This is a genomic window from Comamonas sp. DB36 (assembly GCF_057914905.1).
This window is the reverse complement of sequence record NZ_CP196631.1, coordinates 4,021,837-4,034,365: the sequence shown is the minus strand read 5'-3', so window position 1 is coordinate 4,034,365 and position 12,529 is coordinate 4,021,837. Positions and strand designations below refer to the sequence as shown.

Genomic DNA, 12,529 nt, shown 5'->3' with positions numbered 1-12,529 from the left:
GGGGGCTCACCATTGTCCGGTTTCAATGCGGATGGCGACTTCGCAGTCGTCAAAGATTTCAAGTTTTGCAATTTTCACGCGCACGCCGTGCACGCCAGGTAACAACATCAGACGCTGGGCGAGTTTGCCGATCAGGCTCTCGAGCAGATTGACATGCTCGGCCGTGCATTCATCGATGATGATCTGGCGCACCTTGCGGTAGTCGAGCACATGGCCGATGTCGTCGTCCTTGGGGCGCAGCGCCTGGGGTCCGAGGTTGAGTTCGGCATCAACCTGGATGGGTTGGGGCGCGGTCTTCTCATGGGCAAGAATGCCCAGGTTGGCGTCAAATCGCAAACCGGTCAGGTTCAGGGTTTGGCTGCCCACAGCAGCTGAGTTCATGATGGAAAGGAAAGAAGTTCGGCCGCGTTCGGCTTGATGGTGAAGACTTCGACGCCGACCGCTTCGCAGTCGGGGTAGACATCGGGTTTGCTGGTCGCCACGCGCGCGGCCACCACCTGCGGGTGGGCCAGCAGCGTCTGCAGCAGCGCGTCGCACAGCGTTTCCTGCAGCGCGATATGGCCGCGCGTGACTTCGCGCTGCACGGCTTCGCGCACGAAGTCGTAGTCGACGACTTCATGCAGTGCGTCGGCGCTGGGCGTGGTCGCGTGCAGCGGCACATACAGGTCGATGTCGAAGCGCATGCGCTGCTTTGCTGCGCGCTCGAAGTCGTGGATGCCGATAGAGACCTGCTTTTCGAGGCCCTGGAGGAACAGCCGGCGGCATTGCAGCAGGAGATCATGCGCGGCAATGCGCGACGGGGAGGCGGTCATGGTGAGGTTCGAAGGCATGGGTGTACGGGATCGGTGCGATTCACTCGATCATGAACATGACATCACGTTCCAACGGCACCAGATGCTGTCCATTGTCCACGCATAGCGTTATTCCTGTAATTGCCGGGTTTTCCGCGAAGAAGACGCCGGTCTGCGCCACATGCTGCGCCGCCAGCGGCGCACGCAGCAGATTCACGCGTGCCGCACGGTCGTAATTGTCCTGGCTTTGCGGCCCGCTGGGGTACATCAGCCCGGGCGCCAGGCCCACCACGCGCACATGGGGCGCGAGCGCCTGGGCCTGCAGCGCCACGGCGCGCTCGAGCGCCAGCTTGGACAGCGTGTAGGAAAAGTAATCGGGATTGAGATTGACGACCTTCTGGTCGAGCACATGGATGGCGACCGGCCGGGTGCTGCCCGGCGCGCGCGGCCGGGCGCGGTCGTGCGCCTGCCAGCGCTGGGCCCAGTCGCTGGCCAGCAGCAGCGGCGACAGCGTGTTGGTGTGCAGCTGGCGGTCGACGCGCGCCAGGTCGCTGCCGAAATCGAGGGCGCTGTCGGGCTCGAACAGCGAGGCGTTGTTGACCAGCGCCTGGGGCAGGGCGCCGCAGGCCGCGTAGACCCGGGCCATCAGCGGCGCGACCGCGCCGCGCTCGCTCAGATCGGCCTGGAAGGCCAGCGCCTGCACGCCCAGCGCGCGCACTTCGGCGCAGGTGGCTTCGGCGGCGTCGCGGCTGCGCAGGTAGTGGCAGGCGACGTTCCAGCCCGCGCGCGCGAACGCCAGGCAGAATTCGCGGCCCAGGCGCAGGCCGCCGCCCGTGATCAATACCCAGCGCTGATGCATGCAAGTTCCTCGATATCTTGTGGGCCGGCGCACGGAGATTTCCATGCGCAAAAGTGGCAACCGGCAATTACAGCCGAAAATGGCGGCTTGTTGCCGGAAAGACAGACCAATGACGGACAGTAGTGAAAGCAGTAGTGCAAGTTTATCGGGCGCACTGACCCGGCAGATCCGCGGCCGCGTCGAGGACGCCGGCGGCTGGCTGGGCTTCGACCAGTTCATGGCGCTGGCGCTCTACAGCCCGGGCCTGGGCTATTACGCCAACGAGCGCCCCAAGTTCGGCGCCATGCCGGCCTCGGGCAGCGATTTCGTCACCGCGCCCGAGATTTCGCCGGCGTTCGGCCGGCTGCTGGCCGCCCAGGTGTCCGAAGCCATGGAGCGCACGGACACGCGCGAAGTCTGGGAGTTCGGCGCGGGCACGGGCGCGCTGGCCGAACAGCTGCTGGCCACGCTGGGCGATAAGGTCGAGCGCTACACCATTGTCGATCTTTCGGGCAGCCTGCGCGCGCGCCAGCAGGAGCGCCTGGCGCCGTTTGCCCACAAGCTGCACTGGGCCGATGCGCTGCCCGACAGCATGCAGGGCGTGGTGGTCGGCAACGAAGTGCTGGACGCGATGCCGGTGCAGCTCTTGATGCGCAAGAAAGGCGAATGGTTCGAGCGCGGCGTGGTCTGGGATGAAACCGCCGCAGGCTTTGCCTGGGAGGACCGCCCCACGGCGCTGCGCCCGCCGCTGGACATCGACGGCCCGCAGGACTACCTGACCGAAATCCACGCCCAGGGCGAAGCCTTTGTGCGCACGCTGGGCGAGCGGCTGCAGCGCGGCGCGGTGTTTCTCATTGATTACGGTTTTGGCGAGGGCGAGTACTACCACCCGCAGCGCCACATGGGCACGCTGGTCTGTCACCGCGCCCATCGCATGGATGACAATCCCCTGGTCGATCTGGGCCTCAAGGACATCACCGCCCATGTCAACTTCACCGGCATTGCCGTGGCCGCGCAGGAAGCGGGAATGGATGTGCTGGGCTATACGACCCAGGCGCATTTCCTGATCAACTGCGGCCTGCTGCAGCAGCTCGAACGCATGGAGCAGGGCCCGCGCGCCATGGCTGCCAAACTGATGATGGAGCACGAGATGGGCGAACTGTTCAAGGTGATAGGGTTGAGCCGCGGCGTCGAACCCTGGTCCGCGCTGGGTTTCGTGCAGGGCGACCGCACGCACCGGCTGTGAGCCGGGCCACCCCATGATCCGCTGGCTGATCATCATTTTCCTGGCGCTGTTGATCATCAACGGCCTGTCGAACCTGCTCGAGCGCATAGGCCTGGGCCGGCTGCCCGGCGATTTCCGCTTTCGCGTGTTCGGTCGCGAGATCTTCCTGCCGTTTGCCAGCACGGTCTTACTGAGCGTCATTGCGGCACTGATTGCCAAGTTCGTCTAGGGTTGAAGATGGCAGCCACGCCCTGAAGTAAAGGCAGTGCCCGGGCTGCGGCCCGCTTCCCGTTCATCACGACAAAGGCCTGCCATGTCCGACGCCCTGCATTTCGTCTGCCCCCACTGCCACACCACCAACCGCGTAGCGCGCGATCAGCTGGGCAATGCGCCCGACTGCGGCAGCTGCCACCAGCCGCTGATCACGGGCGAACCCGTGGCGCTCGACGCCGCGAGCTTTGCCAAGCATGTGGGACGCAGCCAGGTGCCGGTCGTGGTCGATTTCTGGGCCCCCTGGTGCGGCCCTTGCCGCAGCATGGCACCGGCCTTTGCCCAGGCCGCGCAGGCGCTGGCGCCCGAAGTGCAGCTCGCCAAGCTCGACACCGAAGCCCATCCCCAGGCCGCCGCGCCCTACAACATCCGCAGCATTCCGACGATGGTGGTGTTTCGCGGCGGCCAGGAACTGGGCCGTATCTCGGGCGCGATGGGCGCGGCCGATATCCAGCGCTGGGTCCAATCCGTGATCTGATCAAGCGGGCGGCGTCGCCTCGCCCTGGGCTTCGAGTTCCGCGAGCTCGGCGGCGGTGAACACGCGCGAGCGCGTGTGAAAGCTCTTGCCTTCTGGGCCTTCGAGCGAGAACGTGCCGCCGCCATGGCCGTCGATCACGTCAATGATCAGCTGCGTATGGCGCCAGCTCGCGTATTGCGAGCGGCTGATGTAGAACGGGCAGCCGCCTATCTGGCCCAGATAGACATCGCCCGGCCCCGTGGTCAGCTCGTCCAGCAGATAGCAGTTGGCCGCGCTGTTGTCGCAGCAGCCGCCCGACTGGTGGAACATCAATCCCGGCCCGTGCTTCTTCTTCAGCTCGCCAATGAGTGCTTCGGCAGCGGGCGTTGCAATGACGGGTTCGACCATGGCGGATTTCCTTCACCGGCTCCGGGCAAACGCGAAAACCGTTCGTGGTGAGCCTGTCGAACCATGAACGGCCTGTCCTCACGCAGAGGGCCCCTGTAGACCGTTCGTGGTGAGCCTGTCGAACCATGAGCGGCCTGTCCTCACGCAGAGGGCCCTGTAGACCGTTCGTGGTGAGCCTGTCGAACCATGAACGGCCTGTCCTCCAGCGCAGGTCGCTTCAGAAAAACCCCATCTTGTTCTCGCTATAGCTCACCAGCAGGTTCTTGGTCTGCTGGTAGTGGTTGAGCATCATCTTGTGGTTCTCGCGGCCCAGGCCCGATTCCTTGTAGCCACCGAATGCCGCGTGCGCGGGGTAGTGGTGGTAGCAATTGGTCCAGACGCGCCCGGCCTTGATCGCCCGGCCCATGCGGTAGGCGACGTTGCCGTTGCGGCTCCAGACGCCTGCGCCCAGGCCGTAGAGCGTGTCGTTGGCGAGTTCCAGCGCTTCGGCTTCGTCCTTGAAGGTGGTCACGGCCAGCACCGGACCGAAGATTTCCTCCTGGAAGATGCGCATCTTGTTGTGGCCCTTGAACAGCGTGGGCTGCACGTAGTAGCCGCCCGCGAGATCGCCCTCGAGCTTGGCCACGCTGCCGCCGCACAGCACTTCGGCGCCTTCCTGCTTGCCCAGGTCCAGATAGGACAGGATCTTGGTCATCTGCTCCTGGCTCGCCTGCGCGCCCATCATCGAGTCGGTGTCGAGCGGGTTGCCGTGCTTGATGGCCGCGACGCGGCGCAGCACCTTTTCCATGAAGCGCTCGTAGATCGATTCCTGGATCAGCGCGCGTGAAGGGCAGGTGCAGACTTCGCCCTGGTTGAACGCGAACAGCACCAGGCCTTCGATCGCCTTGTCGAGAAACGCATCGTCCTTGTCCATGACGTCGGCGAAGAAGATGTTGGGCGACTTGCCGCCCAGCTCCAGCGTCGCCGGGATCAGGCTGTTGGCCGCGGCCTGGGCGATGACGCGGCCGGTGCTGGTCGAACCCGTGAAAGCGATCTTCGCGATGCGCTTGCTCGTGGCCAGGGGCATGCCGGCTTCGCGGCCGAAGCCGTTGACGATGTTGAGCACGCCTGGGGGCAGCAGGTCGGCGATCAGCCCGGCGAGCACCAGAATGCCTATGGGTGTCGACTCTGCGGGCTTGAGCACCACGCAGTTGCCTGCGGCCAGCGCGGGAGCGAGCTTCCACGCGGCCATCAGAATGGGGAAGTTCCAGGGAATGATCTGTCCGACCACGCCCAGGGGCTCGTGGTAATGGTAGGCGACGGTGTCGCCGTCGATCTCGCTGATGCCGCCTTCCTGGGTGCGGATCGCGCCCGCGAAGTAGCGGAAATGGTCGGCCGACAGCGGAATGTCGGCGTTGAGCGTTTCGCGTATCGCCTTGCCGTTGTCGACGGTCTCGACATAGGCCAGCAGCTCGCGGTTGGCATCTATGCGGTCGGCAATCTGCAGCAGGATCTGGCTGCGCGCCGCGGCCGAAGTCTTGCCCCAGGCGTCGGCGGCCGCGTGCGCGGCATCCAGCGCCTTCTCGATGTCGGCCGCCGTGCCGCGCGCGGCCTTGGTGTAGGCCTTGCCGTTGATCGGCGAGATCACATCGAAATACGCTCCGCCCGCGGGCGGCACCCACTGGCCGCCGATGAAGTTGTCGTACTGCGGCTGGAAGCTGTGCGGGGCATTGGCGGAACCGGGGGGCTCGTATTGCATGGACTTTCTCCTCACGTTGGACGAAAGTCCCATGTTCGGCCGAAATCGGACAAATGGACCCCGGTTTTACCCTGGGTCCGCGGTCAGCCAGTGCGCTATCGCCTGGGTGCGCGCCGCGGCCACGGCCTCGCCGATCGCGCGGCCGGCAAGGCCCTGGGCCGCGGCCTGGGCCGCGACTTGCGCCGTGACCACGGCCAGCGCCTGGTCCAGCGCCGCCTGCAGGCGCGCGCGCTGCGGATAGGGCTGGTCTTCGAGGCCCAGGCGGCCGCGCGCGTCGCATTCGCAGGCCTGCAGCGCCAGCGCGAAGCGCGCGGGCTGGCGAATCGCGTCGCAGCGCTCGAACAGCCGCATCAGTGCGGCCGCGTTCAGCTCGCCGCTGCGGTGAATATTGCCGTGCTCGCGCGCCACCACGTCGGCGAGTTCTCGGCAGTCGCTGGGCACGCGCAGCCTATCGCCCACCTGCTTTGCCAGGCGCGCGCTGCGCTGTTCGTGGCCTATGTGGCGCGGCAGCACGTCGGCCGGCGTCGTGCCCTTGCCCAGGTCGTGCACCAGGCAGGCGTAGCGCACGGCCAGCGGCGCGTCCAGGCGCGCGGCCTGCTGCAGCACCATCATCACGTGCACGCCGGTGTCGATCTCGGGGTGGTATTCGGCGCGCTGGGGCACGCCCCACAGGCGTGCGAGCTCGGGCAGCAGCACCTCGAGCGCGCCGCAGTCGCGCAGCACTTCGAACATGCGCGCGGGCGCGGTTTCCATCAGGCCGCGCGCGATTTCCTGCCACACGCGTTCGGCGACCAGGTCGCTGGCTTCGCCGGCGTCGACCATCTCGCGCATCAAGGCCATGGTCTCGGGCGCGACGCTGAAGTCGGCAAAGCGCGCCGCGAAGCGCGCGACGCGCAATATGCGCACCGGGTCTTCGCGGAATGCGTCGGTCACATGGCGCAGCAGCTTCGCTTCCAGGTCGCGCTGGCCGCCATAGGGATCGCTGAGCGTGCCGCTTTCGGGCCAGCCTTCGGGCGCGGCCATGGCGTTGATCGTCAGGTCGCGGCGCGCAAGGTCTTCCTCGAGCGTCACATCGGGCGAAGACTGCACGGCAAAGCCGCGGTAGCCGCGCCCGCTCTTGCGCTCGGTGCGCGCCAGCGCGTATTCCTCGTGGGTCCGGGGATGCAGGAAGACGGGAAAGTCGCGGCCCACGGGCTGGAAGCCCTGGGCGACCATTTCTTCTGGCGTGGCGCCGACCACGACCCAGTCGTGGTCATGGACGGGGCGGCCGAGCAGATGGTCGCGCACCGCGCCGCCGACCATGAGGGTTTGAATGGAACTCATGCGCCAAGTGTCGCCGGATTTGGGGCGACCCCGGGCGCAAGTCAGAATGCCGCGGAGTAGATGGCGAGCGCGTCGTCCACCGTGAGCGGGCGCGGATTGTTCATCAGCAGCCGCTCCTGCAGCATGGCATCGGCGGCCAGCGTGGCGATCATGTCTTCAGCCACGCCATGGTCGCGCAGGCGCATGGGCAGGGCGGTTCTTTCTATCAGCGCAACGATATGCGCAATGAAGTCGGCCGCGCGCTCGGCCGGCGTGCCGGTCTGCGCCAGGCCCAGCGCCGCGCCCAGTTCGGCATAGCCTTCGGGGTGGGTCCGGGCGTTGAAGCGCAGCACATGGGGCAGCACCAGCGCATTGGTCAGACCGTGCGGCAGGTGGTAGCGCCCGCCCAGCGGGTAGGCCAGGGCGTGCACGGCCGCGACCGGCGCATTGGCAAAGGCCTGGCCGGCGAGCATGGAGCCCAGCAGCATGGCTTCGCGCGCCGCGAGGTCCTTGCCGTTGGTGCAGACCTGCTCCAGGTGGGTCGACAGCAGCTTGAGGGCCAGCGTGGCCGCATGGTCGGACAGCGGGTTCTTGAGCCGCTTGCTGGTGAAGGCTTCGATGGCATGCACCATGGCATCGATGCCGGTGGCGGCAGTGATCGCGGGCGGCAGCCCCACGGTGAGTTCTGCGTCCAGCACCGCGAGGTCGGCGTAGAGCTGGCGCGCGACGATGCCGCTCTTGGTGGTGGCACCGGTGGTGACGATGGCGACCGGGGTGACTTCCGAGCCGGTGCCGGCGGTGGTCGGAATGTGCACCAGCGGCAGACGTCCGCCGCTGACCTTTTCCACGCCGTACATCGCGCTCAGCGGCTGGTCGCTGGCGGCGAGCACCGCGACCAGCTTGGCGACATCCATCGACGAGCCGCCGCCCACGCCCAGCACCAGCGTGGCGCCGAACTCCCGGGCGCGCGCCGCGGCCTTTTCCACCACATGGTCCGGCGGATCGGCTTCCACGTCATCGCAGACCAGCAGCTCCCAGCCATGGGCGCGCAGCGAGGCAAACGCCGGCTCCAGCAGTCCGCTGCGGACCAGGAACTTGTCGGTCACGGCCATCACGCGCCCGGGCGTGAAGCGTTGCGAAAGGATTTCTCCTATGTTTTGCGCGGCACCCGTCTGGATGACGACTTGCGCGACGGTGCTGAATGAGAACGGCGACATGCGAGTGGAGGCGAGTGGTGGGAATGCACCATCCTGACGCGACTTGGCGGCCAAGTCCAGCGCCTTGGTGTCACCGAGTGGGGCGGCCGCAGTTACTGCGGCTTCCCATTCACCGGCGTTCGCGGTAGGGTTCCTCGAAGTCGATGAAGTCCTGCTCGGCAAGCGCGTCCTGCACCCATTCCTGCACCGAAGGCAGGGCCTGTACGCGCTTCACGTAGGCTTCGATCTGCGGCGGAATGGGCAGGGCATAGGTCGCCAGGCGCAGGCAGACCGGCGCGAAATAGGCGTCGGCAATGGTGAAGTGCCCGAACAGCAGCGTGCCGCCATGCGTGGCCAGCAGCGCGCTCCACATGTCGATCAGCCGCTGCACTTCGTCGCGCACGCCGGGCTGCTCGTTCCAGATTTGCGCTCCGGCCGCGGGCAGATGGGCCTCGACGTTGAGCGGGCAGTGCGTGCGCAGTTCGGGAAAGCCGCCGTGCATTTCGGCGCAGATGCTGCGCGCATGCGCCCGGTCGGGCGCGAGCAGCGGCCACAGGTGCTTGTCGGGGTATTGTTCGGCCAGGTATTCGGAGATTGCCAGGCTGTCCCAGATGGCCAGGTCGCCGTCGACCAGCACCGGCACCTTGCCCGCGGGCGAGACCGCATGCAGGCGCTGCTTGAACTCGGATTGCAGCGAGAAGCTGTCGAAGCGCACCTTGACTTCCTCGAACGCGATTCCGGCCTGGCGCATCAGCACCCAGGGACGCATGGACCACGATGAGTAATTCTTGTTGCCGATGTAGAGCGCAAGCATGCTGACTCCTGTCAGGTCGTAAGACCAGGGTGGCCGGGTGTGCGCCCATGCTAGCGGCAGTTGTGCGGCTTGTCATGGGGATGGCGTGGCTTTGGCCGCAAATCGGTGCGAAAAACCCTGCGAACGCTGGCGAAGCCCTGTAAAGCGGTAAGAAACTGTTTCTCCCTGTATCGCCTTGCAGGCGCGCAGTGCTTTAATGCCCGCCATGCATACAACCGCCCTGGTCCTTTTCTCCGGTGGACAGGACTCCACCACCTGTCTGGCCGATGCTCTTTCGCGCTATGAACGCGTCGAAACCCTGGGTTTCGACTACGGCCAGCGCCACCATGTCGAACTCGATGCGCGCCAGAACGTGCTCGCCGAGATTCGCCGCCAGTTCCCGCAATGGGCGCCGCGCCTGGGCGACGACCACATGCTGTCGCTCGACGTGCTGCAGCAGATCGGCGGCTCGTCCCTGACCGACGACGTGGCCTTCGCGATGCAGGCCGACGGCCTGCCCAACACCTTCGTGCCCGGGCGCAACCTGCTGTTCCTCACGCTCGCCGGCGCGCTGGCCTACCGGCGCGGGCTGCAGGTGATCGTCACCGGCGTCTGCGAGACCGATTTCTCGGGCTATCCCGATTGCCGCGACGACACCATGAAGGCCTTGCAGGTCGCGCTGAACCTGGGCCTGGAGCGGCGCCTGCGCATCGCCACGCCGCTGATGTGGATAGACAAGGCCCAGACCTGGCAGATGGCCCAGGACCTGGGCGGCCAGCCGCTGGTCGACATCATCGTCAAGGACACCCACACCTGCTACCAGGGCACGCGCGACACGCTGCACGACTGGGGCTATGGCTGCGGCAGCTGCCCGGCCTGCGATCTGCGCGCCAAGGGCTGGGCGCGCTGGAAAAGCTAGCGCCGCGGTCGCTCGGCCTGGGGCCAGACCACGCCGTTGTCGTTGAGGATGGCGTCCAGCGGCAGGTCATGCGGCTCGGGCACGAAGTCGTCGAGGTAGCCGCAGGTGAAGCCCAGGCCCACGGTGAACGGGCGCGGCGTGAGCGTGGCCAGCGTGCGGTCGTAGAAACCGCCGCCATAGCCCAGCCGGTAGCCGCCGGGCGCATAGCCCACGCAGGGCACGAACAGCAGCGTGGGCACGACCACCTCGGTGTCCTTGGGCTTGGGAATGCCGTAGGCGTCCTCTTCCATCGGGCAGCCCGGATACCAGAGGTGAAAGCTCAGCGTCTTGTGCACCTTGTCGATTACCGGCAGCCCTATGCGCCGGCGCTGGCCGCCGCGCTGCAGCTCGCCGTCTTCCTTCCAGCGGTGCAGGGCGGGCAGGGGGTCAAACTCTCCTTTGATGGGCCAATAGGCGCCAATCACGGTATCAGGCCGATCAATGAGCCAAAATCGCATCACCTGTTGCAACAGGTCCGCGCGGTCCAGTCGATCCGTAAGGTTCAACCGCTGTTCGATCAATGCGCGCCGTAAGGCTGCTTTGTCCATCACATAATCCTCCATGCACTGGCACAAGATTCTGACACCGCTTCTCGCGGCAACCCTCTGGACCACAGCCTCGCCGCTGGTGGTGGCGCAAATCCGTGGTGACGATGCGTTGCTCGCAATGCAGCAAGCCTACCGCAAAGGCGACCGCAATCAGCTCGCACAGTTGTTGCCCGCGGTGCGCGGCCATGGGCTCGAGCCCTGGGGTGCCTATTGGGAGCTGCGTCTGCGGCTGGACCAGGCGCAGCCCGACGAGGTGCAATCGTTCCTCAAGCGCTGGGCCGGCACCTACCAGGAAGACCGGCTGCGCAACGACTGGCTGCTGCTGCTGGGCCAGCGCCGCGACTGGGCGCAATTCGCGCAGTTGCTGCCGGGCTACCGCATGCAGGACGACCGCGCGGTGCGCTGCTATGCGCTGACCATTGCCCAGATCGAAGGCCGTACGGGCGAGGCGCAGGCGCAGGAAGCGCGCGACCTCTGGTACGCGCAGCGCGACGCCGAGGACGCCTGCACCAATGCAGCGGCGACTTTCTATGCGGCCAAGCAGATGCCGGCCAGCGACATCTGGCGCAAGGCGCGGCTCGCGGCCGACGCCAACCGCCAGCGCGCGGTGCGCGATGCGGTGCAACTGGTCGCGCCCGAGTCGGCGCCGCTGGTCAACGAACTGTTTGCCTCGCCCATCAAATTCCTCACGGGCCCGCGCGTGGCGCGCGGCCAGGTACGCCAGGAACTGGGGCTGCTGGCCCTGATACGCCTGGCGGCCAATGATCCGGCCCAGGCCGCGGCCCAGCTCGAAGGCCGCTGGAGCGGCCAGCTCTCGGCCGAGGAGCGCAACTGGGCCTGGGCGGCCATAGGCAAGCAGGCGGCATTCAAGCTGCAGCCCGAAGCGCAGACTTATTTCGCCAATGTGCGCAAGGACCAGGACCTCAACGACGAACTGCTGGGCTGGAAGGTGCGCACCGCCTTGCGCGCCAGCCAGTGGCGCCAGGTGACGCGCGCCATCGATGCCATGAGCCCCCAGGGCCAGGCCGACAGCACCTGGGTCTACTGGAAGGCCAAGGCGCTGCTGGCGCCGCATGGCGGCGACGCCGAGCGCGCGCAGGCGCGCCAGCTGTTCGAAGGCATTGCGGGTTCGGGCGGCTTCTACGAGCAGCTGGCGCTCGAGGAGCTGGGCCAGCGCGTGACCGTGCCCGCGGCGCCCGCGCCCCTCACGGCGCAGGAAAAGGCCGCGGCGCTGGCCAACCCCAGCCTGCAGCGCGGTCTGCAGGCCATCCAGCTGGGACTGCGCAGCGAAGGCGTGCGCGAATGGAACTACGCGACCAACCTGCATACGCCGGGCGGCATGGACGAGCGCGCGCTGCTGGCCGCGGCCGACCTTGCCTGCCAGCGTGAAATCTGGGACCGCTGCATCAACACCAGCGAGCGCACGCGCAGCGAAGTCAACTGGAACCAGCGCTATCCCATGCCGTTCCACGACACCGTGATTGCGCGCTCGCGCATGATCGGCCTTGATCCGGCCTATGTCTACGGCCTGATACGCCAGGAAAGCCGCTTCATCATGGACGCGCGCTCGGGCGTGGGCGCGTCGGGCCTGATGCAGGTCATGCCAGCGACCGCGCGCTGGACCGCGCGCAAGATCGGCATGAGCGACTTCACTCCCGGCATGATCAACGACCGCGAAGTCAACATCACCATAGGCACGGCTTATCTCAAGCTCGCGCTCGACGACTTCGACGGCTCGATGGCCATGGCCGCGGCCGGCTACAACGCCGGCCCGGGCCGTCCGCGCGTATGGCGCAACGGTCCGGTGCTCGACGCCGCGATCTGGGCCGAGAACGTGCCGTTCACCGAGACGCGCGACTACGTGAAGAAGGTGCTGGCCAACACCACGGCCTATGCGGCGCTGATCACGGGCCAGCCCCAGTCGCTCAAGGCGCGCCTGGGCACGGTGGGTCCGCGTCCCACCAACGAGCCCGAGCCGCTCAAGGATCTGCCCTGAGCAAATGCC

At 66.8% G+C, this 12,529-nt stretch carries 14 protein-coding genes; 5 read left to right on the top strand and 9 right to left on the bottom strand.

Annotation, left to right across the window (positions count from 1 at the left end):
* Window positions 1–6: 6 nt before the first annotated feature.
* The 3 genes from ACSVDO_RS18865 to ACSVDO_RS18855 are packed head-to-tail and all read right to left on the bottom strand — an operon-like array spanning window position 7 to window position 1,650.
* On the bottom strand, window positions 7–381 hold the full coding sequence (locus tag ACSVDO_RS18865) for a dihydroneopterin aldolase (protein WP_332536508.1): 375 nt from the start codon (window positions 379–381) through the stop codon (window positions 7–9).
* Window positions 378–812, bottom strand: a complete 435-nt coding sequence (locus tag ACSVDO_RS18860) for a dihydroneopterin aldolase (protein ID WP_332536507.1) — start codon at window positions 810–812, stop codon at window positions 378–380. The genes ACSVDO_RS18865 and ACSVDO_RS18860 overlap by 4 nt, the downstream gene beginning before the upstream one ends.
* Before the next feature lie 40 nt (window positions 813–852).
* The gene (locus tag ACSVDO_RS18855; protein ID WP_489594003.1) at window positions 853–1,650 is read right to left on the bottom strand and encodes an SDR family NAD(P)-dependent oxidoreductase; all 798 of its coding nucleotides are present in this window, start codon (window positions 1,648–1,650) and stop codon (window positions 853–855) included.
* 217 nt (window positions 1,651–1,867) lie between these two features.
* Between ACSVDO_RS18855 and ACSVDO_RS18850 the strand changes: the two genes are divergently transcribed.
* From ACSVDO_RS18850 to trxC, 3 genes are all read left to right on the top strand, one after another.
* Complete coding sequence (locus tag ACSVDO_RS18850; protein ID WP_489596442.1) at window positions 1,868–2,875, top strand: class I SAM-dependent methyltransferase; 1,008 nt, start codon at window positions 1,868–1,870, stop codon at window positions 2,873–2,875.
* Between the two features lie 13 nt (window positions 2,876–2,888).
* Entirely contained in the window at window positions 2,889–3,083 is a 195-nt protein-coding gene (locus tag ACSVDO_RS18845) for a DUF2905 domain-containing protein (protein WP_332536504.1), read from the top strand.
* Window positions 3,084–3,167: 84 nt separating this feature from the next.
* Window positions 3,168–3,602, top strand: coding sequence for a thioredoxin TrxC (trxC, locus tag ACSVDO_RS18840; protein ID WP_489594001.1), 435 nt, complete (start codon window positions 3,168–3,170; stop codon window positions 3,600–3,602).
* Here the strand turns inward: trxC and ACSVDO_RS18835 are convergent, their stop codons facing one another.
* The 5 genes from ACSVDO_RS18835 to ACSVDO_RS18815 form a co-directional block, all read right to left on the bottom strand.
* Entirely contained in the window at window positions 3,603–3,989 is a 387-nt protein-coding gene (locus ACSVDO_RS18835; RefSeq protein ID WP_489593999.1) for a DUF779 domain-containing protein, read from the bottom strand.
* Window positions 3,990–4,206: 217 nt separating this feature from the next.
* Window positions 4,207–5,727 carry an acetaldehyde dehydrogenase ExaC gene (gene exaC / locus ACSVDO_RS18830; protein ID WP_489593998.1) on the bottom strand — a complete coding sequence of 507 codons (1,521 nt, stop codon included), beginning with the start codon at window positions 5,725–5,727 and terminating at the stop codon, window positions 4,207–4,209.
* 66 nt (window positions 5,728–5,793) lie between these two features.
* Window positions 5,794–7,041, bottom strand: a complete 1,248-nt coding sequence (locus tag ACSVDO_RS18825) for a multifunctional CCA addition/repair protein (RefSeq protein ID WP_489596440.1) — start codon at window positions 7,039–7,041, stop codon at window positions 5,794–5,796.
* A gap of 50 nt (window positions 7,042–7,091) precedes the next feature.
* A complete protein-coding gene (locus tag ACSVDO_RS18820; protein ID WP_489593996.1) occupies window positions 7,092–8,246 on the bottom strand; it encodes an iron-containing alcohol dehydrogenase in 1,155 nt (384 codons plus the stop codon).
* 109 nt (window positions 8,247–8,355) lie between these two features.
* Complete coding sequence (locus tag ACSVDO_RS18815) at window positions 8,356–9,039, bottom strand: glutathione S-transferase family protein (RefSeq protein WP_332536497.1); 684 nt, start codon at window positions 9,037–9,039, stop codon at window positions 8,356–8,358.
* A 196-nt stretch (window positions 9,040–9,235) separates the two neighbouring features.
* Between ACSVDO_RS18815 and queC the strand changes: the two genes are divergently transcribed.
* Complete coding sequence (gene queC, locus ACSVDO_RS18810) at window positions 9,236–9,937, top strand: 7-cyano-7-deazaguanine synthase QueC (RefSeq protein WP_332536495.1); 702 nt, start codon at window positions 9,236–9,238, stop codon at window positions 9,935–9,937.
* On the opposite strand, the gene ACSVDO_RS18805 is transcribed toward queC, so the two are convergent.
* On the bottom strand, window positions 9,934–10,524 hold the full coding sequence (locus tag ACSVDO_RS18805; RefSeq protein WP_332536493.1) for a 5-formyltetrahydrofolate cyclo-ligase: 591 nt from the start codon (window positions 10,522–10,524) through the stop codon (window positions 9,934–9,936). The genes queC and ACSVDO_RS18805 overlap by 4 nt on opposite strands.
* A gap of 13 nt (window positions 10,525–10,537) precedes the next feature.
* Here ACSVDO_RS18805 and ACSVDO_RS18800 point away from each other — a divergent pair, with 13 nt between their 5' ends.
* Window positions 10,538–12,520, top strand: coding sequence for a lytic transglycosylase domain-containing protein (locus ACSVDO_RS18800; RefSeq protein WP_332549113.1), 1,983 nt, complete (start codon window positions 10,538–10,540; stop codon window positions 12,518–12,520).
* Window positions 12,521–12,529: the final 9 nt, after the last annotated feature.